The organism is Streptomyces sp. NPDC045026 (genome assembly GCF_056432625.1).
In genome coordinates this window covers 21,060-39,487 of the sequence record NZ_JBWKIS010000031.1, presented here as the reverse complement: position 1 = coordinate 39,487, position 18,428 = coordinate 21,060, and the positions used below count along the sequence as shown (strand labels likewise).

14 protein-coding genes are annotated in these 18,428 nt (G+C 69.7%); all 14 read right to left on the bottom strand.

Annotated features, from left to right (window positions below; translation table 11 throughout):
- Positions 1–84: 84 nt before the first annotated feature.
- The 14 genes from AC07EJ_RS39095 to AC07EJ_RS39030 all read right to left on the bottom strand — a co-directional run bounded on the left by AC07EJ_RS39095 (position 85) and on the right by AC07EJ_RS39030 (position 18,295).
- Positions 85–1,779: a proline--tRNA ligase gene (locus tag AC07EJ_RS39095; protein WP_478886009.1), complete on the bottom strand. Its 1,695-nt coding sequence runs from the start codon at positions 1,777–1,779 to the stop codon at positions 85–87.
- A gap of 79 nt (positions 1,780–1,858) precedes the next feature.
- Entirely contained in the window at positions 1,859–2,401 is a 543-nt protein-coding gene (locus tag AC07EJ_RS39090; RefSeq protein WP_389485603.1) for a GNAT family N-acetyltransferase, read from the bottom strand.
- A 40-nt stretch (positions 2,402–2,441) separates the two neighbouring features.
- Positions 2,442–3,206: an ABC transporter ATP-binding protein gene (locus AC07EJ_RS39085; RefSeq protein ID WP_389485600.1), complete on the bottom strand. Its 765-nt coding sequence runs from the start codon at positions 3,204–3,206 to the stop codon at positions 2,442–2,444.
- Complete coding sequence (locus AC07EJ_RS39080; RefSeq protein ID WP_389485597.1) at positions 3,203–4,003, bottom strand: ATP-binding cassette domain-containing protein; 801 nt, start codon at positions 4,001–4,003, stop codon at positions 3,203–3,205. Before AC07EJ_RS39080 ends, AC07EJ_RS39085 begins: the two co-directional genes overlap by 4 nt.
- Positions 4,000–4,818: an ABC transporter permease gene (locus AC07EJ_RS39075; RefSeq protein WP_389485595.1), complete on the bottom strand. Its 819-nt coding sequence runs from the start codon at positions 4,816–4,818 to the stop codon at positions 4,000–4,002. Before AC07EJ_RS39075 ends, AC07EJ_RS39080 begins: the two co-directional genes overlap by 4 nt.
- Entirely contained in the window at positions 4,815–5,780 is a 966-nt protein-coding gene (locus AC07EJ_RS39070; protein ID WP_393587001.1) for an ABC transporter permease, read from the bottom strand. The genes AC07EJ_RS39075 and AC07EJ_RS39070 overlap by 4 nt, the downstream gene beginning before the upstream one ends.
- Complete coding sequence (locus AC07EJ_RS39065; RefSeq protein WP_389485592.1) at positions 5,780–7,300, bottom strand: ABC transporter substrate-binding protein; 1,521 nt, start codon at positions 7,298–7,300, stop codon at positions 5,780–5,782. The genes AC07EJ_RS39070 and AC07EJ_RS39065 overlap by 1 nt, the downstream gene beginning before the upstream one ends.
- Before the next feature lie 43 nt (positions 7,301–7,343).
- Positions 7,344–8,066 (bottom strand): DUF1684 domain-containing protein, encoded by a 723-nt coding sequence (locus AC07EJ_RS39060; protein ID WP_389485590.1) that lies wholly within the window; start codon positions 8,064–8,066, stop codon positions 7,344–7,346.
- Between the two features lie 159 nt (positions 8,067–8,225).
- A complete protein-coding gene (locus tag AC07EJ_RS39055) occupies positions 8,226–9,074 on the bottom strand; it encodes a GNAT family N-acetyltransferase (RefSeq protein WP_478886008.1) in 849 nt (282 codons plus the stop codon).
- A 306-nt stretch (positions 9,075–9,380) separates the two neighbouring features.
- The gene (ispG, locus tag AC07EJ_RS39050) at positions 9,381–10,538 is read right to left on the bottom strand and encodes a flavodoxin-dependent (E)-4-hydroxy-3-methylbut-2-enyl-diphosphate synthase (RefSeq protein WP_478886007.1); all 1,158 of its coding nucleotides are present in this window, start codon (positions 10,536–10,538) and stop codon (positions 9,381–9,383) included.
- 243 nt (positions 10,539–10,781) lie between these two features.
- On the bottom strand, positions 10,782–12,074 hold the full coding sequence (locus AC07EJ_RS39045) for a M50 family metallopeptidase (protein WP_389485731.1): 1,293 nt from the start codon (positions 12,072–12,074) through the stop codon (positions 10,782–10,784).
- 8 nt (positions 12,075–12,082) lie between these two features.
- Entirely contained in the window at positions 12,083–13,357 is a 1,275-nt protein-coding gene (dxr, locus tag AC07EJ_RS39040; protein WP_389485586.1) for a 1-deoxy-D-xylulose-5-phosphate reductoisomerase, read from the bottom strand.
- Between the two features lie 87 nt (positions 13,358–13,444).
- Complete coding sequence (gene secA / locus AC07EJ_RS39035) at positions 13,445–16,171, bottom strand: preprotein translocase subunit SecA (protein WP_478886023.1); 2,727 nt, start codon at positions 16,169–16,171, stop codon at positions 13,445–13,447.
- A 183-nt stretch (positions 16,172–16,354) separates the two neighbouring features.
- On the bottom strand, positions 16,355–18,295 hold the full coding sequence (locus tag AC07EJ_RS39030) for an acyl-CoA dehydrogenase family protein (protein WP_389485584.1): 1,941 nt from the start codon (positions 18,293–18,295) through the stop codon (positions 16,355–16,357).
- Positions 18,296–18,428 lie beyond the last annotated feature (133 nt).

Sequence of the window (18,428 nt, the reverse complement as noted above, 5' to 3'; positions counted from 1 at the left end):
CGCACATGTCACAGCCCCGCGCCCCTTACGGGGCGCGACTGAGGGCCGGAACTCAGCAGAGTCCCGGCCCTCAGTGCGTACCGATCAGGCAGTCAGACGAGCGATGGCCTCCTCGACCGTCAGCTCCTCGCGCTCACCGGTCTTGCGGTCCTTCAGCTCCACGACGCCCTCGGCCGAACGGCGGCCCGCGACGAGGATCTGCGGGACACCGATCAGCTCGGCGTCGGTGAACTTCACGCCCGGCGAGACACCGGCGCGGTCGTCGACCAGCACGCGGACACCGGCGGCGCCCAGCTTCTGGGAGACGTCGAGCGCCAGCTCCGTCTGGAGGGCCTTGCCGGCGGCGACGACGTGGACGTCGGCCGGGGCGATCTCCTTGGGCCAGCACAGGCCCTTGTCGTCCGCGGTCTGCTCGGCGAGGGCGGCCACGGCGCGGGAGACGCCGATGCCGTACGAGCCCATGGTCACGCGGACCGGCTTGCCCTGGTTGCCGAGGACGTCGAGCTGGAAGGCGTCGGCGTACTTGCGGCCGAGCTGGAAGATGTGGCCGATCTCGATGGCGCGGTCCAGGCGCAGGCCGGTGCCGCACTTGGGGCAGGGGTCGCCCGCCTCGACCACGACGACGTCGAGGTAGTCGTCGACCTCGAAGTCGCGGCCCGCGACGACGTTCCTGGCGTGCTTGCCGGGCTTGTTGGCGCCGGTGATCCAGGCCGTGCCGGCGGCGATGCGCGGGTCGGCGATGTAGCGGACCTTCTCCAGGCCCTGCGGGCCCACGTAACCGCGTACGAGGTCGTCGCGGCCCTCGAAGTCCTCGGCCGTGACGAGCTCGACGACGGCCGGGGAGAGGTGCTCGCCGAGCTTGCCGAGGTCCACCTCGCGGTCGCCGGGCACGCCCACGGCGACGATCTCGCCGTCGACCTTCACCAGGAGGTTCTTCAGGGTCTGCGAGGCCTGGACGCCCAGGTGGGCGGCGAGGGTCTCGATGGTCGGGGTGTCGGGGGTGTCGAGTTCCTCGACGGCCGGGTACTCCGTGCTCTGTGCCGCGGGTGCGGCGAAGGTGACGGCCTCGGTGTTGGCGGCGTAGTCGCAGGCCGGGCAGTCGACGAAGGTGTCCTCGCCGGCCGGGGCCGGGGCGAGGAACTCCTCGGAGGCCGAGCCGCCCATCGCGCCGGAGACGGCGGAGACGATGCGGTGGTCGAGGCCGAGGCGCTCGAAGATCTTGATGTACGCCTCGCGGTGCAGGGCGTACGACTCGGCCAGGCCCTCGTCGGTGGTGTCGAAGGAGTACGAGTCCTTCATGAGGAACTCGCGGCCGCGCAGGATGCCGGCGCGCGGGCGGGCCTCGTCGCGGTACTTCGCCTGGATCTGGTAGAGGATCACGGGCAGGTCCTTGTAGGACGAGCACTGGTCCTTGACCAGCTGCGTGAAGATCTCCTCGTGGGTCGGGCCGAGGAGGTACTCCGCGCCCTTGCGGTCCTTCAGGCGGAACAGCTCGGGGCCGTACTCCTCCCAGCGTCCCGTCGCCTCATAGGGCTCCTTGGGCAGCAGGGCCGGGAGCAGGACCTCCTGGCCGCCCATGTCGTCCATCTCCTCGCGGACCACGCGGGCGACGTTCTCCAGGACCTTCTTGCCCAGCGGCAGCCAGGACCAGATGCCGGCGGCCGTGCGGCGCACGTACCCGGCCCGGACGAGCAGTTTGTGGTTGAGCGTCTCGGCGTCGGCCGGGTCGTCACGCAGTGTCTTGACCATCAACCGGGACATGCGCTGGACCTGGGCCATGATTTTGACTCCTGCTGCGAAAGGTAGGGATGTGCAGGAGGTTAGCCGGGTCCGTCCCGCGCCCGGAAATCGGCTGCCTTCAGCGACGCAGCGGGAGCGGTGCGCCCATGACCGCGTAGGGCCTGGGAGCGCTGGGGAAGAGGACCTGCCGGGCGAGGTCCTCGTAGCCGAGCGAGTGGTACAGGCCGCGGGCCGGGCTGTCGAAGTCGATGGCCGAGAGGATCGACCTGGGCTCGGCGGCGCTGTCCGTGATGGTCGTGATGAGGGAGCGGCCGATCCCGCGGTTCTGGTAGCGGGGGTGGACGTGCAGCTCGGTGATCACGAAGGAGTCGTCGAGCCACGCGTCCAGCGTCCGCGTGCGCAGATAGGGCTCCACCACGGTGGACCACCAGTGGGCGCGGTCGTTCGGCATGCCGTAGACGAAGCCGACGAGCCGGCCGCCCTCGGTGTGGGCGCCGAGGGCGCGCGCTCCGGGGTAAGTGAGGTGCCGCAGCACGATCTGGCGGCGCACGGCGATCTCGTCGTCGCTCAGGCCGAAGGCGTACGCCTGCACGGCCAGTGCCTCGTCCACGTGTTCCGCGAGGTCGAGAGGCCCGATGGTGACGACATCGTCCTGGGTCATGACGGGGAGACTACAGGGCCGTCCGGCGGCCCTCAGCTGATCAAACGGGCAGCCGGGGAACGCTGTCGAGCAGCCGCCGCGTGTAGGGGTGTTCGGGCGATCCGAGCACGTCACGGGTCTGGCCCTGCTCGACGACGCGTCCGCGTTCGAGTACGGCGGTCCGTTCGCACAGGGCGGCCACCACGGACAGGTCGTGGGAGACCATGACGATGGTCAGGCCCCGCTCCTGCTTGAGTTCGCCGAGCAGGTCGACGACCTTGACGCGGGTGGTGACGTCGAGCGCACTGACCGGTTCGTCGGCGAGCAGGACGCGTGGGTCGCACACGGTGGCCCTGGCGATGGCGATGCGCTGGCGCTGCCCGCCGGAGAACTCGTGCGGGTAGCGCGACGCCGCGTCCGCCGGGAGTCCGACCTGTTCGAGGGCCTCGGCGACCTTCGCGTGCGCGGCGGCGCCGGTGGCCACGCCGAGGGAGCGCAGCGGTTCGGCGACGATGTGGCTGACGCGCCGGCGCGGGTCGAGGGAGGCGTACGGGTCCTGGAAGACGCACTGCACGGAGCGCCGGAAGCGCCTCATCTGCTCGCGGTCGCCGAGTCGCAGGGGGTCCCCGTCGAAGCGGACGGTTCCGGTGGTGGGGCGGGCAAGGCCGAGGAGGAGCCGGAGCAGGGTCGTCTTGCCGGCCCCGGACTCGCCGACGAGCGCGAGGCTGTGGCCCGCGTCGACGGTGAGGGAGACGTCCTCGACGACGGGCGCCGCGGCCCCCCGGTAGGTGTGTCCGACCGAGTCGAGTTCGAGTACGGCGGTCATCGGGGCTCTCCCAGGTCCAGGGCGGATTCGAGCTTCCGCGCGCTGTCGACGAGCGCCTTCGTGTACGCCTGCCGGGGCGCGCGCACCAGGTCGCGCACGGTCCCGTCCTCGACCGCGCGCCCGTCCTTCATCACGAGGACGCGGTCGGTGACGCGTGAGACGACGGCCAGGTCGTGGCTGACGAAGAGGACGGCCATCCCGCGCTCGCCGACGAGGGTGTCGAGGAGTACGAGCATCTCGGACTGCACGGTGACGTCGAGCGCGGTGGTCGGCTCGTCGGCGATGAGCAGGTCGGGCTCGCAGGCGAGCGCCATGGCTAGGGCCACGCGCTGGCGCTGGCCGCCGGAGATCTCGTGCGGGAACGCGCGGGCGATGCGCCCGGGTTCGGGCAGCCTGACCTGTTCGAGGGCTTCGGCGACGGCCTTGCGGAGCGCGTCGCCCTTGAGGCCGCGGCGGCGGCGCAGCGGTTCGGCGAGCTGCCGGCCCACGCGCATCAGCGGGTCGAGCGCGGTCAGCGGCTCCTGGAAGACGATCGCGGCGGCGCTGCCGCGGACGTCCACGAGCCGCTTCTCGCTCGCGCCGACGATCTGGGTGCCGTCGAGTTCGACGCTGCCCGTGGCGGTCATCCCGTCGGGGAGGAGGCCGAGCACGGCGAGGGTGGTGAGTGACTTGCCGGACCCGGACTCGCCGATGAGGCCGAGCCGTTCGCCCCGGTCGACGGAGAAGCTGAGGTCGCGGACGAGGGCGCGGCCGTCGCTCGTGCGGATGGTGAGGTCGCGTACGTCGAGCAGGCTCATGCCGCTGTCCTCCTGCGCCGGGCCGGGTCGAAGGTGTCGCGCAGGCCGTCGGCGACGAGGTTGACGCCGATGACGAGCAGGACGAGGAGGATGCCGGGCGCGAGGGCGCCGGCCGGCGCGGTCGTGAACGTCGCCTGGGCCTCCTGGAGCATGCGCCCCCATGAGGCGTTGGGCGGCGGGGCGCCGAGGCCGAGGTAGGACAGGCTCGCCTCGGCGAGGACGGCGAGGCCGAACTGGAGGGCCAGGTTGACCGCGAGCGTGGGCCAGATGTTGGGCAGCACGTGCGCGCCGACGATCCGCGGCCAGGAGGTGCCTGAGGTGCGGGACGCGGTGATGTAGTCCTGCGCGAGGACGCGTTTGGCCAGGATCCGGGTCAGCCGCGCGACGATCGCGCTCTGGGCGAGGCCGATCGCGAGGACCGCCGAGGTGAGGGTCGCCGAGCGGGCCGAGACGATGAGCATGGCGAGCAGCAGCGTCGGGAACGCGATGAGGATGTCGAGCAGGGCAGAGACGGTGTCGTCGAACCAGCCCTGGGCGAACGCCGCTACGAGGCCGAGCGTGATGCCGACGACGGCCGCGATCAGGACGGAGCCGAGCCCGGCCGCGATCGCGATCCTGGATCCGGTCATGAGCTGCGTCAGCAGGTCACGGCCGAGTTTGTCGGTGCCGATCAGGTGTCCGTCGCCGGGTCCGGCGAGCCGTCCGCCGGAGGTGTCGGAGGGGTCGAACGGGAGCCAGAAGAGGGAGACGAGTGCGATGAGGGCGATGAGTCCGGCGAGGACGCATCCCGTCCACAGGGTCGCGGAACGCTTCATCGGGCACCTCCCGAGAGCCGGTGGCGCAGCCGTGGGTCGATGATCCGCTGCACGAGGTCGGCGGCGAAGCCGATGAGCAGCACGGCGAGCGTGGAGACGAACAGGACGCCCTGGATGACGGGGTAGTCGTGCTGGGCGATGCCGGTGGCGAGCAGGGAGCCGAGCCCCGGCAGCGCGTACACGGACTCGACGACGACGGCGCCGAGCAGGGTCGACGCGAGTTCGATGCCGAGGATCGAGATGACCGGCACGGAGGCGTTGCGCAGTCCGTGGCGCCACATGGCCTGCCCGAAGGACGAGCCGAGGGCGCGCGAGGTGCGCAGGTAGTCGCTGTCGAGGACGTCGAGCGTCGCCGATCTGACGTAGCGGATCAGGGACGCCGACATGACGAGGGCGATGGTGACGACGGGGAGCACGAGGGAGCGGATCGCCTGTGCCGGGTCGGACCAGCCGTCCGGCGGGAAGCCACCGGACGGCAGCCAGCCCGCGTTCAGCGCGAACACGGCGATGAGGATCATGCCGAGCCAGAACACCGGGACGGCGATGCCCAGTTGGGACACCGCGCTGAGCAGGCCGCCGTACCAGGTCCGGCGCTTGTACGCGGCGACGAAGCCGGCCGGAATCGCGATCAGTACGGCGAGCACGAACGCGGACAGGGTCAGCGGCACGGTGACGCTCAGGCGCTGGGTGACCTCGGGGCCGACGGGCAGCGAGCTGACGAAGGACGTGCCGAGGTCGCCGGTCGCCAGCTGGCCTATCCAGTGCGTGAACTGCTCGGGCAGCGGTTTGTCGGAGCCGATGGAGTGCCGCGCCGCCGCAATCTGCTCCGGCGAGGCGCCCACGGAGGTGAGCGCGTTCGCCGGGTCGCCGGGCAGCATCCTCAGGAGTACGAACAGGACGACGCTCGCGAGGAACAGGGAGACGACGAGGAAGGCCAGCCGGCGCAGGAGATAGCCGGTCATCAGCCCTTCTTTATGTCGTATGCGAAGAACTGCGAGTTCAGGCCGTTGACCGGGTAGCCGGACAGCTTGCTGTTGGCGACGACGATCTGCGGGTACAGGTACAGCCAGTCGCTGGCGGCGTCCTCGGCGGTCTTGCGGTTGACCTTCTTGAGGAGGTCGGTCTGCGCCTGCGTCGACGACGCCTTCTCGGCGTCCTCGACCCACTTGGCGACCTGCTTGTTGTCGTAGCCCCAGTAGAAGTCGGGGTTGCCGTACCAGACGAGGTCGCGGTCGTTCACGTGCTCCTGGAGCGTGGCCGAGAAGTCGTGGTTCTTGTAGACCTTCGTGTACCACTCGTCGGGCGTGATCGTGTTGATCTTGACGGTGATGCCGACCTTGGCGAGCTGCGACTTGATGAAGGTGGCGGCCGTCGGGTGCGGGTCGTAGTTCGGGGTGTCCAGCGTGAAGCTGAAGCCCTTCGCGTAACCGGCCTCCTTGAGCAGCTTCCTGGCCTCGGCGGGGTCGTACGCGTTGACCTTGGTCAGGTCCTCGTACCAGGGGTCGGTGGGCGGCACCATCGACCCGATCTCCTTGCCGTAGCCGCCCCAGACGGACTCGAGGAGCTTCTTGTCGTCGATCGCGGACGAGACGGCCTGGCGGACCTTGACGTCCGTGAAGGGCTTGGCCTTGTCGTTGAAGGCGAGCAGGAGCTTGGTCGTCGAATTGCCGTCGTTGACCTTGTAGTTCTGGTTGGACTTGAACTGGTCGAGGGCGTCGGGAGACTGCTCACCGGTCACGACGTCGACGGCGTTCGTCAGGAGCGCGTTGTTCAGCGCGGTCGCGTCCTTGTAGTAGTGGAGGACGACCTGCTTGTTCGTGGCGGCGGTGCCCCAGTAGCCGGGGAAGCGGTCGAGGCTGAGCGCCGAACCGCGCGTCCACTTGCCCAGCTTGTACGGGCCCGTGCCGTCCTCGGTCGTCTTCAGGTTCTTCGCCTGGTCGTTGATGATCCAGACGTAGGACAGGTTGTAGACGAAGGAGATCGACTTCTGCTTCAGCGTGACCTTCACGGTCTTCGCGTCGGGGGTGTCGACCGACTTGATGACCTCAAGATTGCTCTTGCGCGCGGACTGCGAGTCCGGCGCGATCACCTTCTCCAGGCTGTACTTGACGTCCTTGCTGGTCAGCGCCTTGCCACTGTGGAACTTCACGCCGTCGCGCAGGGTGAAGGTGTAGCTGAGCCCGTCGCCGGAGACCTTGTAGTCCTTGGCGAGGAGGTTCTCGACCTTGCCGTCGTCGGTGAGCTTGAACAGGCCCTCGTAGACGTTGCCGTTGAGCGCCTCGGTGACGCCCTGGCCGCCGCCCCCGGTGTTGTCCAGGTTCTGCGGCTCGTACAGGGAGCCGATGTTGACCGTGGCGTTCTTGTCGTACGCGCCACTGCCGCCGCTGCCGTTGTTGCCGCCGGAGCCACCGCACGCGGCGAGGGTCACGGCGAGGGCGACGGTGAGCACACCGGCGGACAGGGGCTTCTTGGGGAGGTTCATGGGGGCTGCCTTCGTGCGGGGGGGGCGGCGGGGGGCGCGGGGATCAGTGCTGGTCGGCGAAGTCGGCGCGGAAGACGGGGAGCTTCTCGCCCGCTTCCACGGGCAGATGGAAGCGGTTCTGCCGCGGCGGCATCGGGCAGTTGTACTGATCGGAGAACCCGCAGGGCGGGACGAACGCGCGGTTGAAGTCGAGCCGCACCCGCCCCTCGCCCGTGTGCTCGACGAAGAGGAACCGGCCCGCGCCGTAGGTGGCCGTCCCGTTGGTCGGGTCACCGAAGACGAGCAGCAGCGTGCCGTCGTCGTCGAAGGCGCTGAGCGTGTAGTCGGTGCCGTCGACGGTGAGCGCGATGTCTCCGGGGACGGCGAGATCGCGGGTGCCGCCGTTGTCCCGGATGTGCTCGAAGGCGACGCGGCGGGCGTCCTCGACGGGGGTGTACGTGGCGTCCAGGACCCAGGCCGGGTCGAACGGGAAGGCGTCGGTGCGCTCGAAGTTCCGGATCGCGGGGGACTCGGCGTCCCAGAACCGCAGCGCGTACTCGGGCTCGCCGGTCACCAGGTCGGTGCGCTCGACGGTCGTGACGCTCACGCTGTCGCGCTGTCCGGCGCGGGCGGCCGTGAGGTCGGGGCGCTCGCCCGCGGGCAGCCAGCGGGTCTCGACGAGGGCGAGGTTCCCGGTGGGGCCGGTGACGGAGCGGTGCCGCTCGGCACGCCACTCCTCCCAGGCCTGGGAGGGGTCAGTGGCACGGTCGGGCATGGCGGCACTCATTCGCGTAGAAATCCATCAGCGTCCACACCGGTGCGCACGGAGGTCGTTCACACTGTGTGAAGCTTGAACCAAAGGTGCTTCTTTATCTGCCATAAGGGGCGCTAATGTCAAACGGCGCCAAATATGTGAGACACGTGCCACCCGGAACGCGCGAGCGCGTCAGAACAGGACGCTCATGAACGCGCCGACTTCCTCGAATCCGACCCGGCGGTACGCGGCCCGCGCGGGGGTGTTGAAGTCATTCACGTACAGGCTGACCAGCGGCGCTATATCCGCGAGCGCATAGCGCATGACCGCCGCCATGCCGGGGGCCGCGAGGCCGCGGCCGCGGTGTTCGGGGGCGATCCACACGCCCTGGATCTGGCAGGCCCGCATCGTCGCGGCACCGATCTCGGCCTTGAAGATCACCTTGCCGTGCTCGTCGAACCTGGCGAACGAGCGCCCGGAGCCGACCAGCTCGGCCACCCGCGCCTGGTACAGCAGGCCACCGTCACTGGCCAGCGGCGAGACCCCGACCTCCTCGGTGAACATCGCCACGCAGGCCGGCATGATCGCCTCCATCTCGTCCTTGCGGACGCGGCGGACGTACGGATCCGGGGCGATGTCCTCGGGGAGCCGCTCGGCAAGCATGAGGGGCTGCTGGGCGCGTACGTCCCTGGCGGGGCCCCAGTTCGGTTCGAGCAGCCGCCACAGCAGGGCGGTGGACTCGGCGGGGCCGACGATGGAGGAACAGCGGCGCCCGGCCCTGCGGGCCCGGTCGGCGAACCCGCGCACGGCCCTCGGAGTGGCACAGATCGGCACCAGGTTCGCGCCCGCGTAGCAGAGGGACTCGAGCATCCCGCCCTCGTACCAGCCCCACATCTCGCCGCCCAGCCGCCACGGGTCGAGGCCCGCGACCTGGACGCGGGACGCCACGAAGGCATTGGCAACCGGCTCGCGGTCGAGCACGGCGAGCGCGGCGTCGAGGTCACTCGGTTCGAGGACCCGGGTAGTGGTCTGAGTCAACACGTGCGGGGGCCTCACCATACGGTCTGCTGGTCTCCGCACCTTACCTGCCTCAATTGTGCGGCGCCTCTGCCTCTGGGGAGGCCGGTGTTCGGGGGCCTGCCTGCGGTGGCCCCGCGCCTTTTCGTCTGCCGGGGTTGTCGTTGTCGGGCGGGTGCCGGCGGTGTGTGGTTGCTCGCGTCGGTTCCCCGCGCCCCTGAGACGCCCGGCTTCGCCAGGGCATCTCATCGATGAGGCAGCGCCGCACCCGCACAACGACAAGGCCCGTCCTCCCCGAAGGGACGACGGGCCTCGGCGTCAGAACGTGGGTCAGCCGGCGACGGCCACCGTGGGCTCGCCGGAGGCGACGCCGTCCTGTTCCATCTGCTCGGCGATCTTCAGCGCCTCTTCGATGAGGGTCTCGACGATCTTCGACTCGGGGACGGTCTTGATGACCTCGCCCTTCACGAAGATCTGACCCTTGCCGTTGCCCGACGCGACGCCGAGATCCGCCTCGCGGGCCTCGCCCGGTCCGTTCACGACGCAGCCCATGACGGCGACGCGCAGCGGGACCTCCATGCCGTCCAGGCCCGCGGTGACTTCTTCGGCGAGCTTGTAGACGTCGACCTGGGCGCGGCCGCAGGACGGGCAGGAGACGATCTCCAGGCGGCGCGGCTTGAGGTTGAGCGACTCCAGGATCTGGTTGCCCACCTTGATCTCCTCGACCGGCGGGGCCGAGAGGGAGACGCGGATGGTGTCGCCGATGCCCTCACTCAGCAGCGCCCCGAAGGCGACGGCGGACTTGATGGTGCCCTGGAAGGCCGGGCCCGCCTCGGTGACGCCGAGGTGCAGCGGGTAGTCACTGGCCGCGGCGAGCTGGCGGTAGGCGTTCACCATCACGACCGGGTCGTTGTGCTTGACCGAGATCTTGATGTCGCGGAAGCCGTGCTCCTCGAAGAGCGACGCCTCCCACAGCGCCGACTCGACGAGCGCCTCGGGCGTCGCCTTGCCGTACTTCTTCAGCAAACGGGCGTCGAGCGAACCCGCGTTCACGCCGATGCGGATCGGAGTGCCGTGGTCCTTGGCCGCCTGCGCGATCTCCTTGACCTTGTCGTCGAACTGCTTGATGTTGCCCGGGTTCACCCGGACCGCCGCGCAGCCCGCCTCGATGGCCGCGAAGACGTACTTCGGCTGGAAGTGGATGTCCGCGATGACGGGGATCTGCGACTTCCGCGCGATGGTCGCGAGCGCGTCCGCGTCGTCCTGCGTGGGGCACGCCACCCGCACGATCTGGCAGCCGGACGCCGTGAGCTCGGCGATCTGCTGCAGCGTGGCCCCGATGTCGGACGTACGGGTCGTCGTCATGGACTGCACCGACACCGGTGCGTCTCCGCCGACCGCCACGGTGCCGACCTGGATCTGCCGGCTCCTGCGGCGCTCGGCGAGCTTGGTCGGAACGGACGGCATGCCGAGAGAAATCGCAGTCATCTGCTGTGCAACCCCAAGGTGTGGAATCGAGACCCGAGAAGAAGACACGGATCGGGGTCCCGTGGTGAGCGGGCTCCAGGCTTCGAGATTACGGCACCGGCCCGGCGCCGGGCACATCACGTCCGGAAGTCCACTCAAAGGTAGGCGGCCAGGCACAGAACATGCCTGGCCGCCCTCCCGTCTCCCGCCACCGCCCTACTCGACGCGTTGCACGCGGCCCCTTTTTCTCTGAACCATGGGTAACTACGTGATTTTGACCGGGTTGACGACGTCCGCGATCAGTACGAGGACGGTGAAGCAGACGAAGATTCCGGCCACGACGTAGGCGACGGGCATCAGCTTCGCCACGTCGAACGGGCCGGGGTCGGGCCGCTTGAAGACCTTCGCCACGTTCCGTCGCAGCGACTCCCACAGGGCGCCGGCGATGTGCCCGCCGTCCAGCGGGAGCAGCGGCAGCATGTTGAAGAGGAACAGCGACAGGTTGAACCCCGCGACGAGCATCAGGGCCATGCCCAGCTGCTGCGTCGCCGGGATGTCCAGGTTGAAGATCTCCCCGCCGACGCGGGCCGCGCCGACGACGCCCATCGGCGAGTCCGGCTCACGCGGGCCGTCGCCGAAGGCCGCGTCCCACAGGGCCGGGATCTTGCCGGGCAGGGCGGCGAGCGAACTGACGGCGTCGCCGACCCGGTCGCCCATCCACGTCACGGAGTCGCCGAAGTCCTGGCGCACGACACCGGTCGAGGCGCTGAAGCCGAGGAATCCGGCGTTGATGTACTCGCCCTGGACGATCTGGCCGCTGCCGTCCTTCTTCGCCACCTGGTTGGTGGCGATCTTGGCGTGCAGGACCTTCTCCTGGCCGTCGCGCAGGACCACGATGTCGACGGTCTTGCCGGGGTTGGCGCGGATCTCGTCGGAGAGGGTGTTCCACTGGTCGGTCTTCACGCCGTTGAACGAGACGATCTTGTCCTTGGCCCGCAGTCCGGCCGCCGCGGCCGGGGAGGCCGGGTCGGACTTCTTGCAGGTGTCGCGGTTCTCACTCTGCTTGACCACGCACTGCTGGACCGAGCTGACCGTGGTGGTCTGCTGGGTGATGCCGAATCCCATCAGGACCGTGAAGAACAGGCCGACCGCGAGGATCAGGTTCATGAAGGGGCCCGCGAACATCACGATGACCCTCTTCCACGGCTTGCGCGTGTAGAAGAGGCGGGTCTCGTCGCCCGGCTGGAGCTCCTCGAAGGCCGCCGCCCGCGCGTCCTCGACCATGCTGCGGAACGGTGAGGTGGAGCGGGACTGGATCTTCCCGTCCGGGCCGGGCGGGAACATGCCGATCATGCGGATGTAGCCGCCCAGCGGGATCGCCTTGACGCCGTACTCCGTGTCGCCCTTCTTGCGTGACCAGACCGTCGGGCCGAAGCCGACCATGTACTGCGGCACGCGGATCTTGAAGAGCTTCGCGGTCGACAGATGCCCCAGCTCGTGCCAGGCGATCGAGACGAGCAGCCCGATCGCGAAGACGACTATGCCGAGGATCATCATCAGGGTCGTCATGCACGAGCCTCCGCGGTCGATGTCGCCTGTGCGGTCAGTTCACGGGCCCGGGCGCGTGCCCAGGTCTCCGCTTCGAGGACGTCCGCGACGGTCAGGGAAGTTCCCGATGTCGCGGCCGAAGGCGCGCCGTGTTCCTCGACGACCTTCGTGACGGTGTCCATGATGCCGTTGAACGGCAGCGCGCCGTTCAGGAACGCGTCCACGCACTCCTCGTTTGCGGCATTGAACACTGCCGGGGCCGTGCCCGCGAGCTCGCCGACGTGCCGGGCGAGCCCGACCGAGGGGAAGGCCTCGGTGTCGAGGGGGAAGAACTCCCAGTTCGACGCCTTCGTCCAGTCGAACGCGGGTGCCGCGTCGGGGATCCGCTCGGGCCAGCCGAGGCCGATGGCGATGGGTCCTCGCATGTCAGGCGGGGTGGCCTGGGCGAGGGTGGAGCCGTCCGTGAACTCGACCATGGAATGTACGTAGGACTGCGGGTGCACGACCACCTCGATCCTCTCGAACGGAATGTCGTAGAGGAGGTGCGCCTCGATCACCTCCAGGCCCTTGTTGACGAGGGTCGCGGAGTTGACGGTGATGACCGGGCCCATCGCCCAGGTCGGGTGCGCGAGCGCGTCCTCGGGTGTGACGTGCGCGAGGTCCGCCTTCGTCCGTCCCCGGAAGGGGCCGCCGGACGCGGTGACGACGAGCTTGCGGACGTCCGCGCGCTTGCCGGCCGCGAGGGCCTGGAAGAGCGCGGCGTGTTCGGAGTCGACCGGGATGATCTGGCCCGGCTTCGCGAGCGCCTTGACCAGGGGGCCGCCGACGATGAGCGACTCCTTGTTGGCGAGGGCCAGGGTGCGGCCGGCCTCCAGGGCGGCAAGGGTCGGAGCGAGGCCGATGGATCCGGTGATGCCGTTGAGCACCGTGTGGCAGGGCGAGGCGGCGAGCTGGGTGGCCGCGTCGGGTCCTGCCAGGATCTCGGGGAGCGGCTCGCCGTCGGCGTACTGCGCGCTCAGGGCCTCGCGCAGGGCGGGCACGACGTCCTCGCGGGCGACCGCGACGGTCCGTACGCGCAGCTGCCTGGCCTGTTCGGCGAGCAGGCCGACCCGGCCGCCCGCGGCGGACAGCGCGGTGACCGTGAAGCGGTCGGGGTTGCGCAGCACCAGGTCGATGGCCTGGGTGCCGATCGAGCCCGTGGAGCCGAGGATGACGACGTCCCGCGGGCCGTCCGTGCCGGCAGGGTCGTAGACGAGGTGCGGGTCCGCGAGGGGGGATGCGCTGTCGCTCATGCCCCCATTGTGGCGTGGTCTCCGGGCGCCTCGGACAGCGCGTCCCCCGGCGGTTCGTCATCGCCTGCGCCGGCGGCGGCCCTTCGCTCAGGCGGACGGCCGCGGGGAGGGTCCGGGCGGCTCCGCGTCGCGCGGTGCGTCCTCGTCGGGGACGGTGTTGAAGTCGCCTTCCTGTTTGCCCCCGGCGGTGTCGAGGGTGGGCGCGCTGAAGTGGAGACGGTCGGGGCGCCGGCCCGCGTCGAGGGCGTCGGAGGGCGGCGCGTCGGCGGTGGTGTCGAGGTTGAAGACGTAGCCGACGGACTCCTCCTTGATGGCGTCCATCATGGCCGTGAACAGGTCGAACCCCTCGCGTTCGTACTCGAAGATCGGCTCGCGGCCGAGGGTGTAGCGCAGGCCGATGCCGTCGCGGAGGTAGTCCATCTCGTAGAGGTGTTCGCGCCATTTGCGGTCCAGGACGGCGAGGACGACGAGGCGTTCCAGGTCGCGCAGGGCGTCGGCGCCGAGCTCGCTCTCGCGCTCCTCGTACCGGGCGTGGATGTCCTCGGTGACGGCGGCGAGGAGGACGTCCGCGGTCAGCTCGGCGCGCCCGCCGACCGCGTCGTCGAGCTCGTCGGCGGTGATGCCGCACGGGTAGAGCTCGTGGAAGGCGGCCCAGAGGACGTCGAGGTCCCACTCCTCCGGGTAGCCCTCGGCGGTCTCGTGGGTGATGTACGCCCCGACGGTGTCGTCCATGAAGCGGAGGACCTGGGCGCGCAGGTCCTCGCCCTCCAGGACGCGGCGGCGTTCGCGGTAGATGAGGGTGCGCTGCCGGTTGAGTACCTCGTCGAACTTGAGGACGTCCTTGCGGGACTCGAAGTGCTGCTGCTCGACCTGGGACTGGGCGGAGGCGATGGCGCGGGTGACCATCTTGTTCTCGATGGGCACGGACGCGGGGACGTTCGCCATGGCCATGACCCGGTCGACGACCTGGGCGCGGAACAGGCGCATCAGGTCGTCCTCCAGGGACAGGTAGAAGCGGGACGCCCCGGGGTCGCCCTGGCGCCCCGAGCGGCCGCGCAGCTGGTTGTCGATGCGCCGGGACTCGTGCCGCTCGGTGCCGAGGACGTAGAGCCCGCCGAGCTCCTTCACCTCGTCGTGCTCGGCGGCGGCGGACGCGGTGACGCGCTCCTCGACTGCGCGGCGCCGACCGGCGTCGTCGTCCTCGGCGGGGCTGTGTTCTTCGGGGTCTTCGAGTTCTTCGAGTTCTTCGAGTGCGGCGGCGGTCATCGCCTCGGGGTTGCCGCCGAGCATGATGTCGGTGCCGCGGCCGGCCATGTTCGTCGCGACGGTGACGGCGCCCTTGCGGCCGGCCTGGGCGACGATCTGGGCCTCGCTGCGGTGGTTCTTGGCGTTGAGGACCTCGTGCCGGATGCCGTGCCTCCTGAGCCGTTCGGACAGGAGCTCGGACTTCTCGACGGAGGTGGTGCCGACGAGGACGGGCTGGCCGGCGGCGTGCTTGTCGGCGATGTCCTCGACGATCGCGTCGAGCTTGGCGCTCTCGGTGCGGTAGATCAGGTCGGGGTCGTCGCGGCGGACCATCGGCCGGTTGGTGGGGATGGGCACGACGTGCAGCTTGTAGATCTGGTGGAACTCGGCGGCCTCGGTCATGGCGGTGCCGGTCATGCCGCCGAGCTTGGAGTAGAGGCGGAAGAAGTTCTGCAGGGTGATCGTGGCGAGCGTCTGGTTCTCGTCCTTGATGGTCACCCCTTCCTTGGCCTCGATGGCCTGGTGCAGGCCCTCGTTGTAGCGGCGGCCGGCGAGGATGCGGCCGGTGTGCTCGTCGACGATGAGGACCTCGCCGTCGATGACGACGTAGTCCTTGTCGTTCTTGAAGTGCTCCTTGGCCTTGAGCGCGTTGTTCAGGTGCCCGACGAGCGGGGTGTGGGCCGCCTCGTAGAAGTTCTCGATGCCGAGCTGGTCCTCCAGGTACGTGACCCCGCGGTCCAGGATCGCCACGGTCCGCTTCTTCGGGTCGTACTCGTAGTCGTACGAGTCCCGTAGCGCGGCGAGCCGGTCCTTGTCGGCCTGGCTGGTGAAGTTCTCGTCCTGGACCCGGACGCCCGTCATGTTCCGGACCAGTCCCGCGAAGACGCCGTACCAGTGGGTGGGCTGGTCGGCCGGGCCGGAGATGATCAGCGGCGTACGGGCCTCGTCGATGAGGATCGAGTCCGCCTCGTCGACGATCGCGAAGTGGTGGCCGCGCTGCACCAGTTCGTCCTTCGACCACGCCATGTTGTCGCGCAGGTAGTCGAAGCCGAACTCGGTGTTGGTGCCGTACGTGATGTCGCAGGCGTACGCGACGCGCCGGTCGGCCGGGTCCAGGTCGGTCCTGACGACGCCGACGGTGAGGCCCATGAACCGGTAGGCCCGGCCCATCCAGGCGGCGTCGCGCTCGGCGAGGTAGTCGTTGACGGTGACGAGGTGGACGCCTTTCCCGGCCAGGGCGTTGAGGTAGACGGGCAGGGTCGCGGCCAGGGTCTTGCCCTCGCCGGTCTGCATCTCGGCGATGTTGCCGAGGTGGAGCGCGGCGCCGCCCATCAGCTGTACGTCGAAGTGGCGCATGCCGAGCGTGCGGCGCGCGGCCTCGCGGATGGCGGCGAAGGCCTCGGGCATGAGGTCGTCCAGGCTCTCGCCGTCGGCGTGGCGCTGCCTGAACTCGGCGGTGAGGGCCTGGAGTTCGGCGTCGGTGAGCGCGCGGAAGTCGTCCTCGACCGAGTTGACCTGGTCGGCGACGCGCTGGAGCTTGCGCAGGATTCTGCCTTCGCCCGCGCGCATGATCCTGGAGGTGATGCGGTCGATTCCGGTACCCGGCACGGGAACTCCTCCCCTGCACCCAATGTCCGCCTCGTCGCCGTCTGGGGCAAGGAGGGCGACTCGGTTCACCTGCCGGTCATGGTCCGTCCCCGGGGCCTGCAGGCCTCGCTGCGGGCGAGATGCCCGCGGGCCCCGGGGCGCGGTTCAGCGGATGGGGCGGCGGACGTTCTCCCGCTTCGAGGGGCCGGGGGTCGCGTCCGCGATCCACGCGCCGTCGCCGCTCGGGTCGATGATGCCCTCCTCCAGCCAGGTGTAGGCCCCGCCGAGAACGCCCTTGGTGACCTTGCGGTCCAGTTCGTCGGTGTTGTGCCACAGGCGGCCGAAGAGTTCGTCGACGCGGACGCGGGACTGGCTGCAGAACACGTCGGCGAGCTGGTAGGCCTCGCGGCCGTGTTCGCCGCTGCCGCGCAGGTGCTCGGCCCGTACGCAGGTCGCGCTGATCGCGAAGAGTTCGGCGCCGATGTCGACGATCCGGCCGAGGAAGCCCTGCTTGGTCTCCATCTTTCCCTGCCAGCGGGACATGGCGTAGAAGGTGGAGCGGGCCAGCTTGCGCGCCGAACGCTCGGCGTAGCGCAGATGACCGGAGAGGTCGGCGTGGCCGGCGGGGTGGAACTCGCTGTAGGAGTTGGGGAGTTGGCCGGGTCCGGCGACGAGCTTCGGCAGCCAGCGCGCGTAGAAGCCGCCGGCCTTCGCGCCCGCCTTCGCCTTGTCGGACAGGGACTTGTCGGGGTCGATCAGGTCACCGGCGACGGACAGGTGCGCGTCCACGGCCTCGCGGGCGATGAGCAGGTGCATGATCTCGGTCGAGCCCTCGAAGATGCGGTTGATGCGCAGGTCGCGCAGGAGCTGCTCGGCGGGGACGGCGCGTTCGCCGCGCGCCGCGAGGGACTCGGCGGTCTCGAAGCCGCGGCCGCCGCGGATCTGGACCAGCTCGTCCGCCATCAGACAGCCCATCTCGGAGCCGAAGAGCTTGGCGAGGGCTGCCTCGATGCGGATGTCGTTGCGGTCCTCGTCGGCCATCTGCGAGGACAGGTCGACGACGGCTTCGAGCGCGAAGGTCGTCGCGGCGATGAACGAGATCTTCTGGCCGACCGCCTCGTGGAACGCGACCGGCTTGCCCCACTGCTCGCGCGCGCCCGACCACTCGCGGGCGATCTTCAGGCACCACTTGCCCGCGCCCACGCACATCGCGGGCAGCGAGAGCCGGCCCGTGTTGAGGGTGGTGAGGGCGATCTTGAGGCCGGCGCCCTCGGCGCCGATGCGGTTCGCGGCCGGGACCCTGACCTGGTGGAAGCGAGTCACCCCGTTCTCCAGGCCGCGCAGGCCCATGAAGGCGTTGCGGTTCTCGACCGTGATCCCTTCGGAGTCGGCCTCCACGACGAAGGCCGTGATGCCGCCCTTGCGCCCCTCCGCCTTCGGCACCCGCGCCATGACGACGAGCAGATCGGCGACGACGCCGTTCGTCGTCCACAGCTTCACGCCGTCGAGGACGTACGAGTCCCCGTCGGGCACGGCCGTCGTGGCGAGGCGCGCCGGGTCCGAGCCGACGTCGGGCTCGGTCAGCAGGAACGCGGTGATGTCGGTGCTGGCGCAGCGCGGCAGGAACTTGTCCTTCTGCTCCTGCGTCCCGAAGATCTTCAGCGGCTGCGGCACACCGATGGACTGGTGGGCCGACAGGAGGGCGCCGATCGCGGGGTTCGCGGAGCCGACCAGGGAGAGCGCCTTGTTGTAGTAGACCTGCGTGAGGCCGAGGCCGCCGTACTTGATGTCGATCTTCATGCCGAGGGCGCCGAGCTCCTTGAGCCCGTTGATCACCTCGTCGGGGATCTGCGCCTCGCGCTCGATGCGGGCCGAGTCGATCCGGGTCTCGCAGAAGGCGCGCAACTTGGCGAGAAACTCCTCGCCGCGCCGGACGTCCTCGTCCGCCGGCTGTGGATGGGGGTGGATCAGGTCCAGCCTGAAGCGCCCGAGGAAGAGCTCCTTGGCGAAGCTCGGCTTGCGCCAGCCCTGTTCGCGCGCGGCCTCGGCGACCTGCCGGGCCTCGCGTTCCGATACGGATGGCTGCTGGGATGTTGGGGCCGCCATGAGGGCTCACCTCGTCGCGAGTAGGGGCCGTCCGGCATCGACTACCGACGGGTGCTACTCGGTCGTATGTACCCGAAATCCGGCAACGCGACCACCCCTCGCGTACCGATCGGGTCATCCGTACCGGCATTCG

What these genes read in the sequence shown, in the direction of transcription:
- AC07EJ_RS39095 (WP_478886009.1), bottom strand. Translation starts at nt 1,779, where the DNA reads ATGGCCCAGGTCCAGCGCATGTCCCGGTTGATGGTCAAGACACTGCGT.
- AC07EJ_RS39090 (WP_389485603.1), bottom strand. Translation starts at nt 2,401, where the DNA reads ATGACCCAGGACGATGTCGTCACCATCGGGCCTCTCGACCTCGCGGAA.
- AC07EJ_RS39085 (WP_389485600.1), bottom strand. Translation starts at nt 3,206, where the DNA reads ATGACCGCCGTACTCGAACTCGACTCGGTCGGACACACCTACCGGGGG.
- AC07EJ_RS39080 (WP_389485597.1), bottom strand. Translation starts at nt 4,003, where the DNA reads ATGAGCCTGCTCGACGTACGCGACCTCACCATCCGCACGAGCGACGGC.
- AC07EJ_RS39075 (WP_389485595.1), bottom strand. Translation starts at nt 4,818, where the DNA reads ATGAAGCGTTCCGCGACCCTGTGGACGGGATGCGTCCTCGCCGGACTC.
- AC07EJ_RS39070 (WP_393587001.1), bottom strand. Translation starts at nt 5,780, where the DNA reads ATGACCGGCTATCTCCTGCGCCGGCTGGCCTTCCTCGTCGTCTCCCTG.
- AC07EJ_RS39065 (WP_389485592.1), bottom strand. Translation starts at nt 7,300, where the DNA reads ATGAACCTCCCCAAGAAGCCCCTGTCCGCCGGTGTGCTCACCGTCGCC.
- AC07EJ_RS39060 (WP_389485590.1), bottom strand. Translation starts at nt 8,066, where the DNA reads ATGAGTGCCGCCATGCCCGACCGTGCCACTGACCCCTCCCAGGCCTGG.
- ispG (WP_478886007.1), bottom strand. Translation starts at nt 10,538, where the DNA reads ATGACTGCGATTTCTCTCGGCATGCCGTCCGTTCCGACCAAGCTCGCC.
- AC07EJ_RS39045 (WP_389485731.1), bottom strand. Translation starts at nt 12,074, where the DNA reads ATGATGATCCTCGGCATAGTCGTCTTCGCGATCGGGCTGCTCGTCTCG.
- dxr (WP_389485586.1), bottom strand. Translation starts at nt 13,357, where the DNA reads ATGAGCGACAGCGCATCCCCCCTCGCGGACCCGCACCTCGTCTACGAC.
- secA (WP_478886023.1), bottom strand. Translation starts at nt 16,171, where the DNA reads ATGCGCGCGGGCGAAGGCAGAATCCTGCGCAAGCTCCAGCGCGTCGCC.
- AC07EJ_RS39030 (WP_389485584.1), bottom strand. Translation starts at nt 18,295, where the DNA reads ATGGCGGCCCCAACATCCCAGCAGCCATCCGTATCGGAACGCGAGGCC.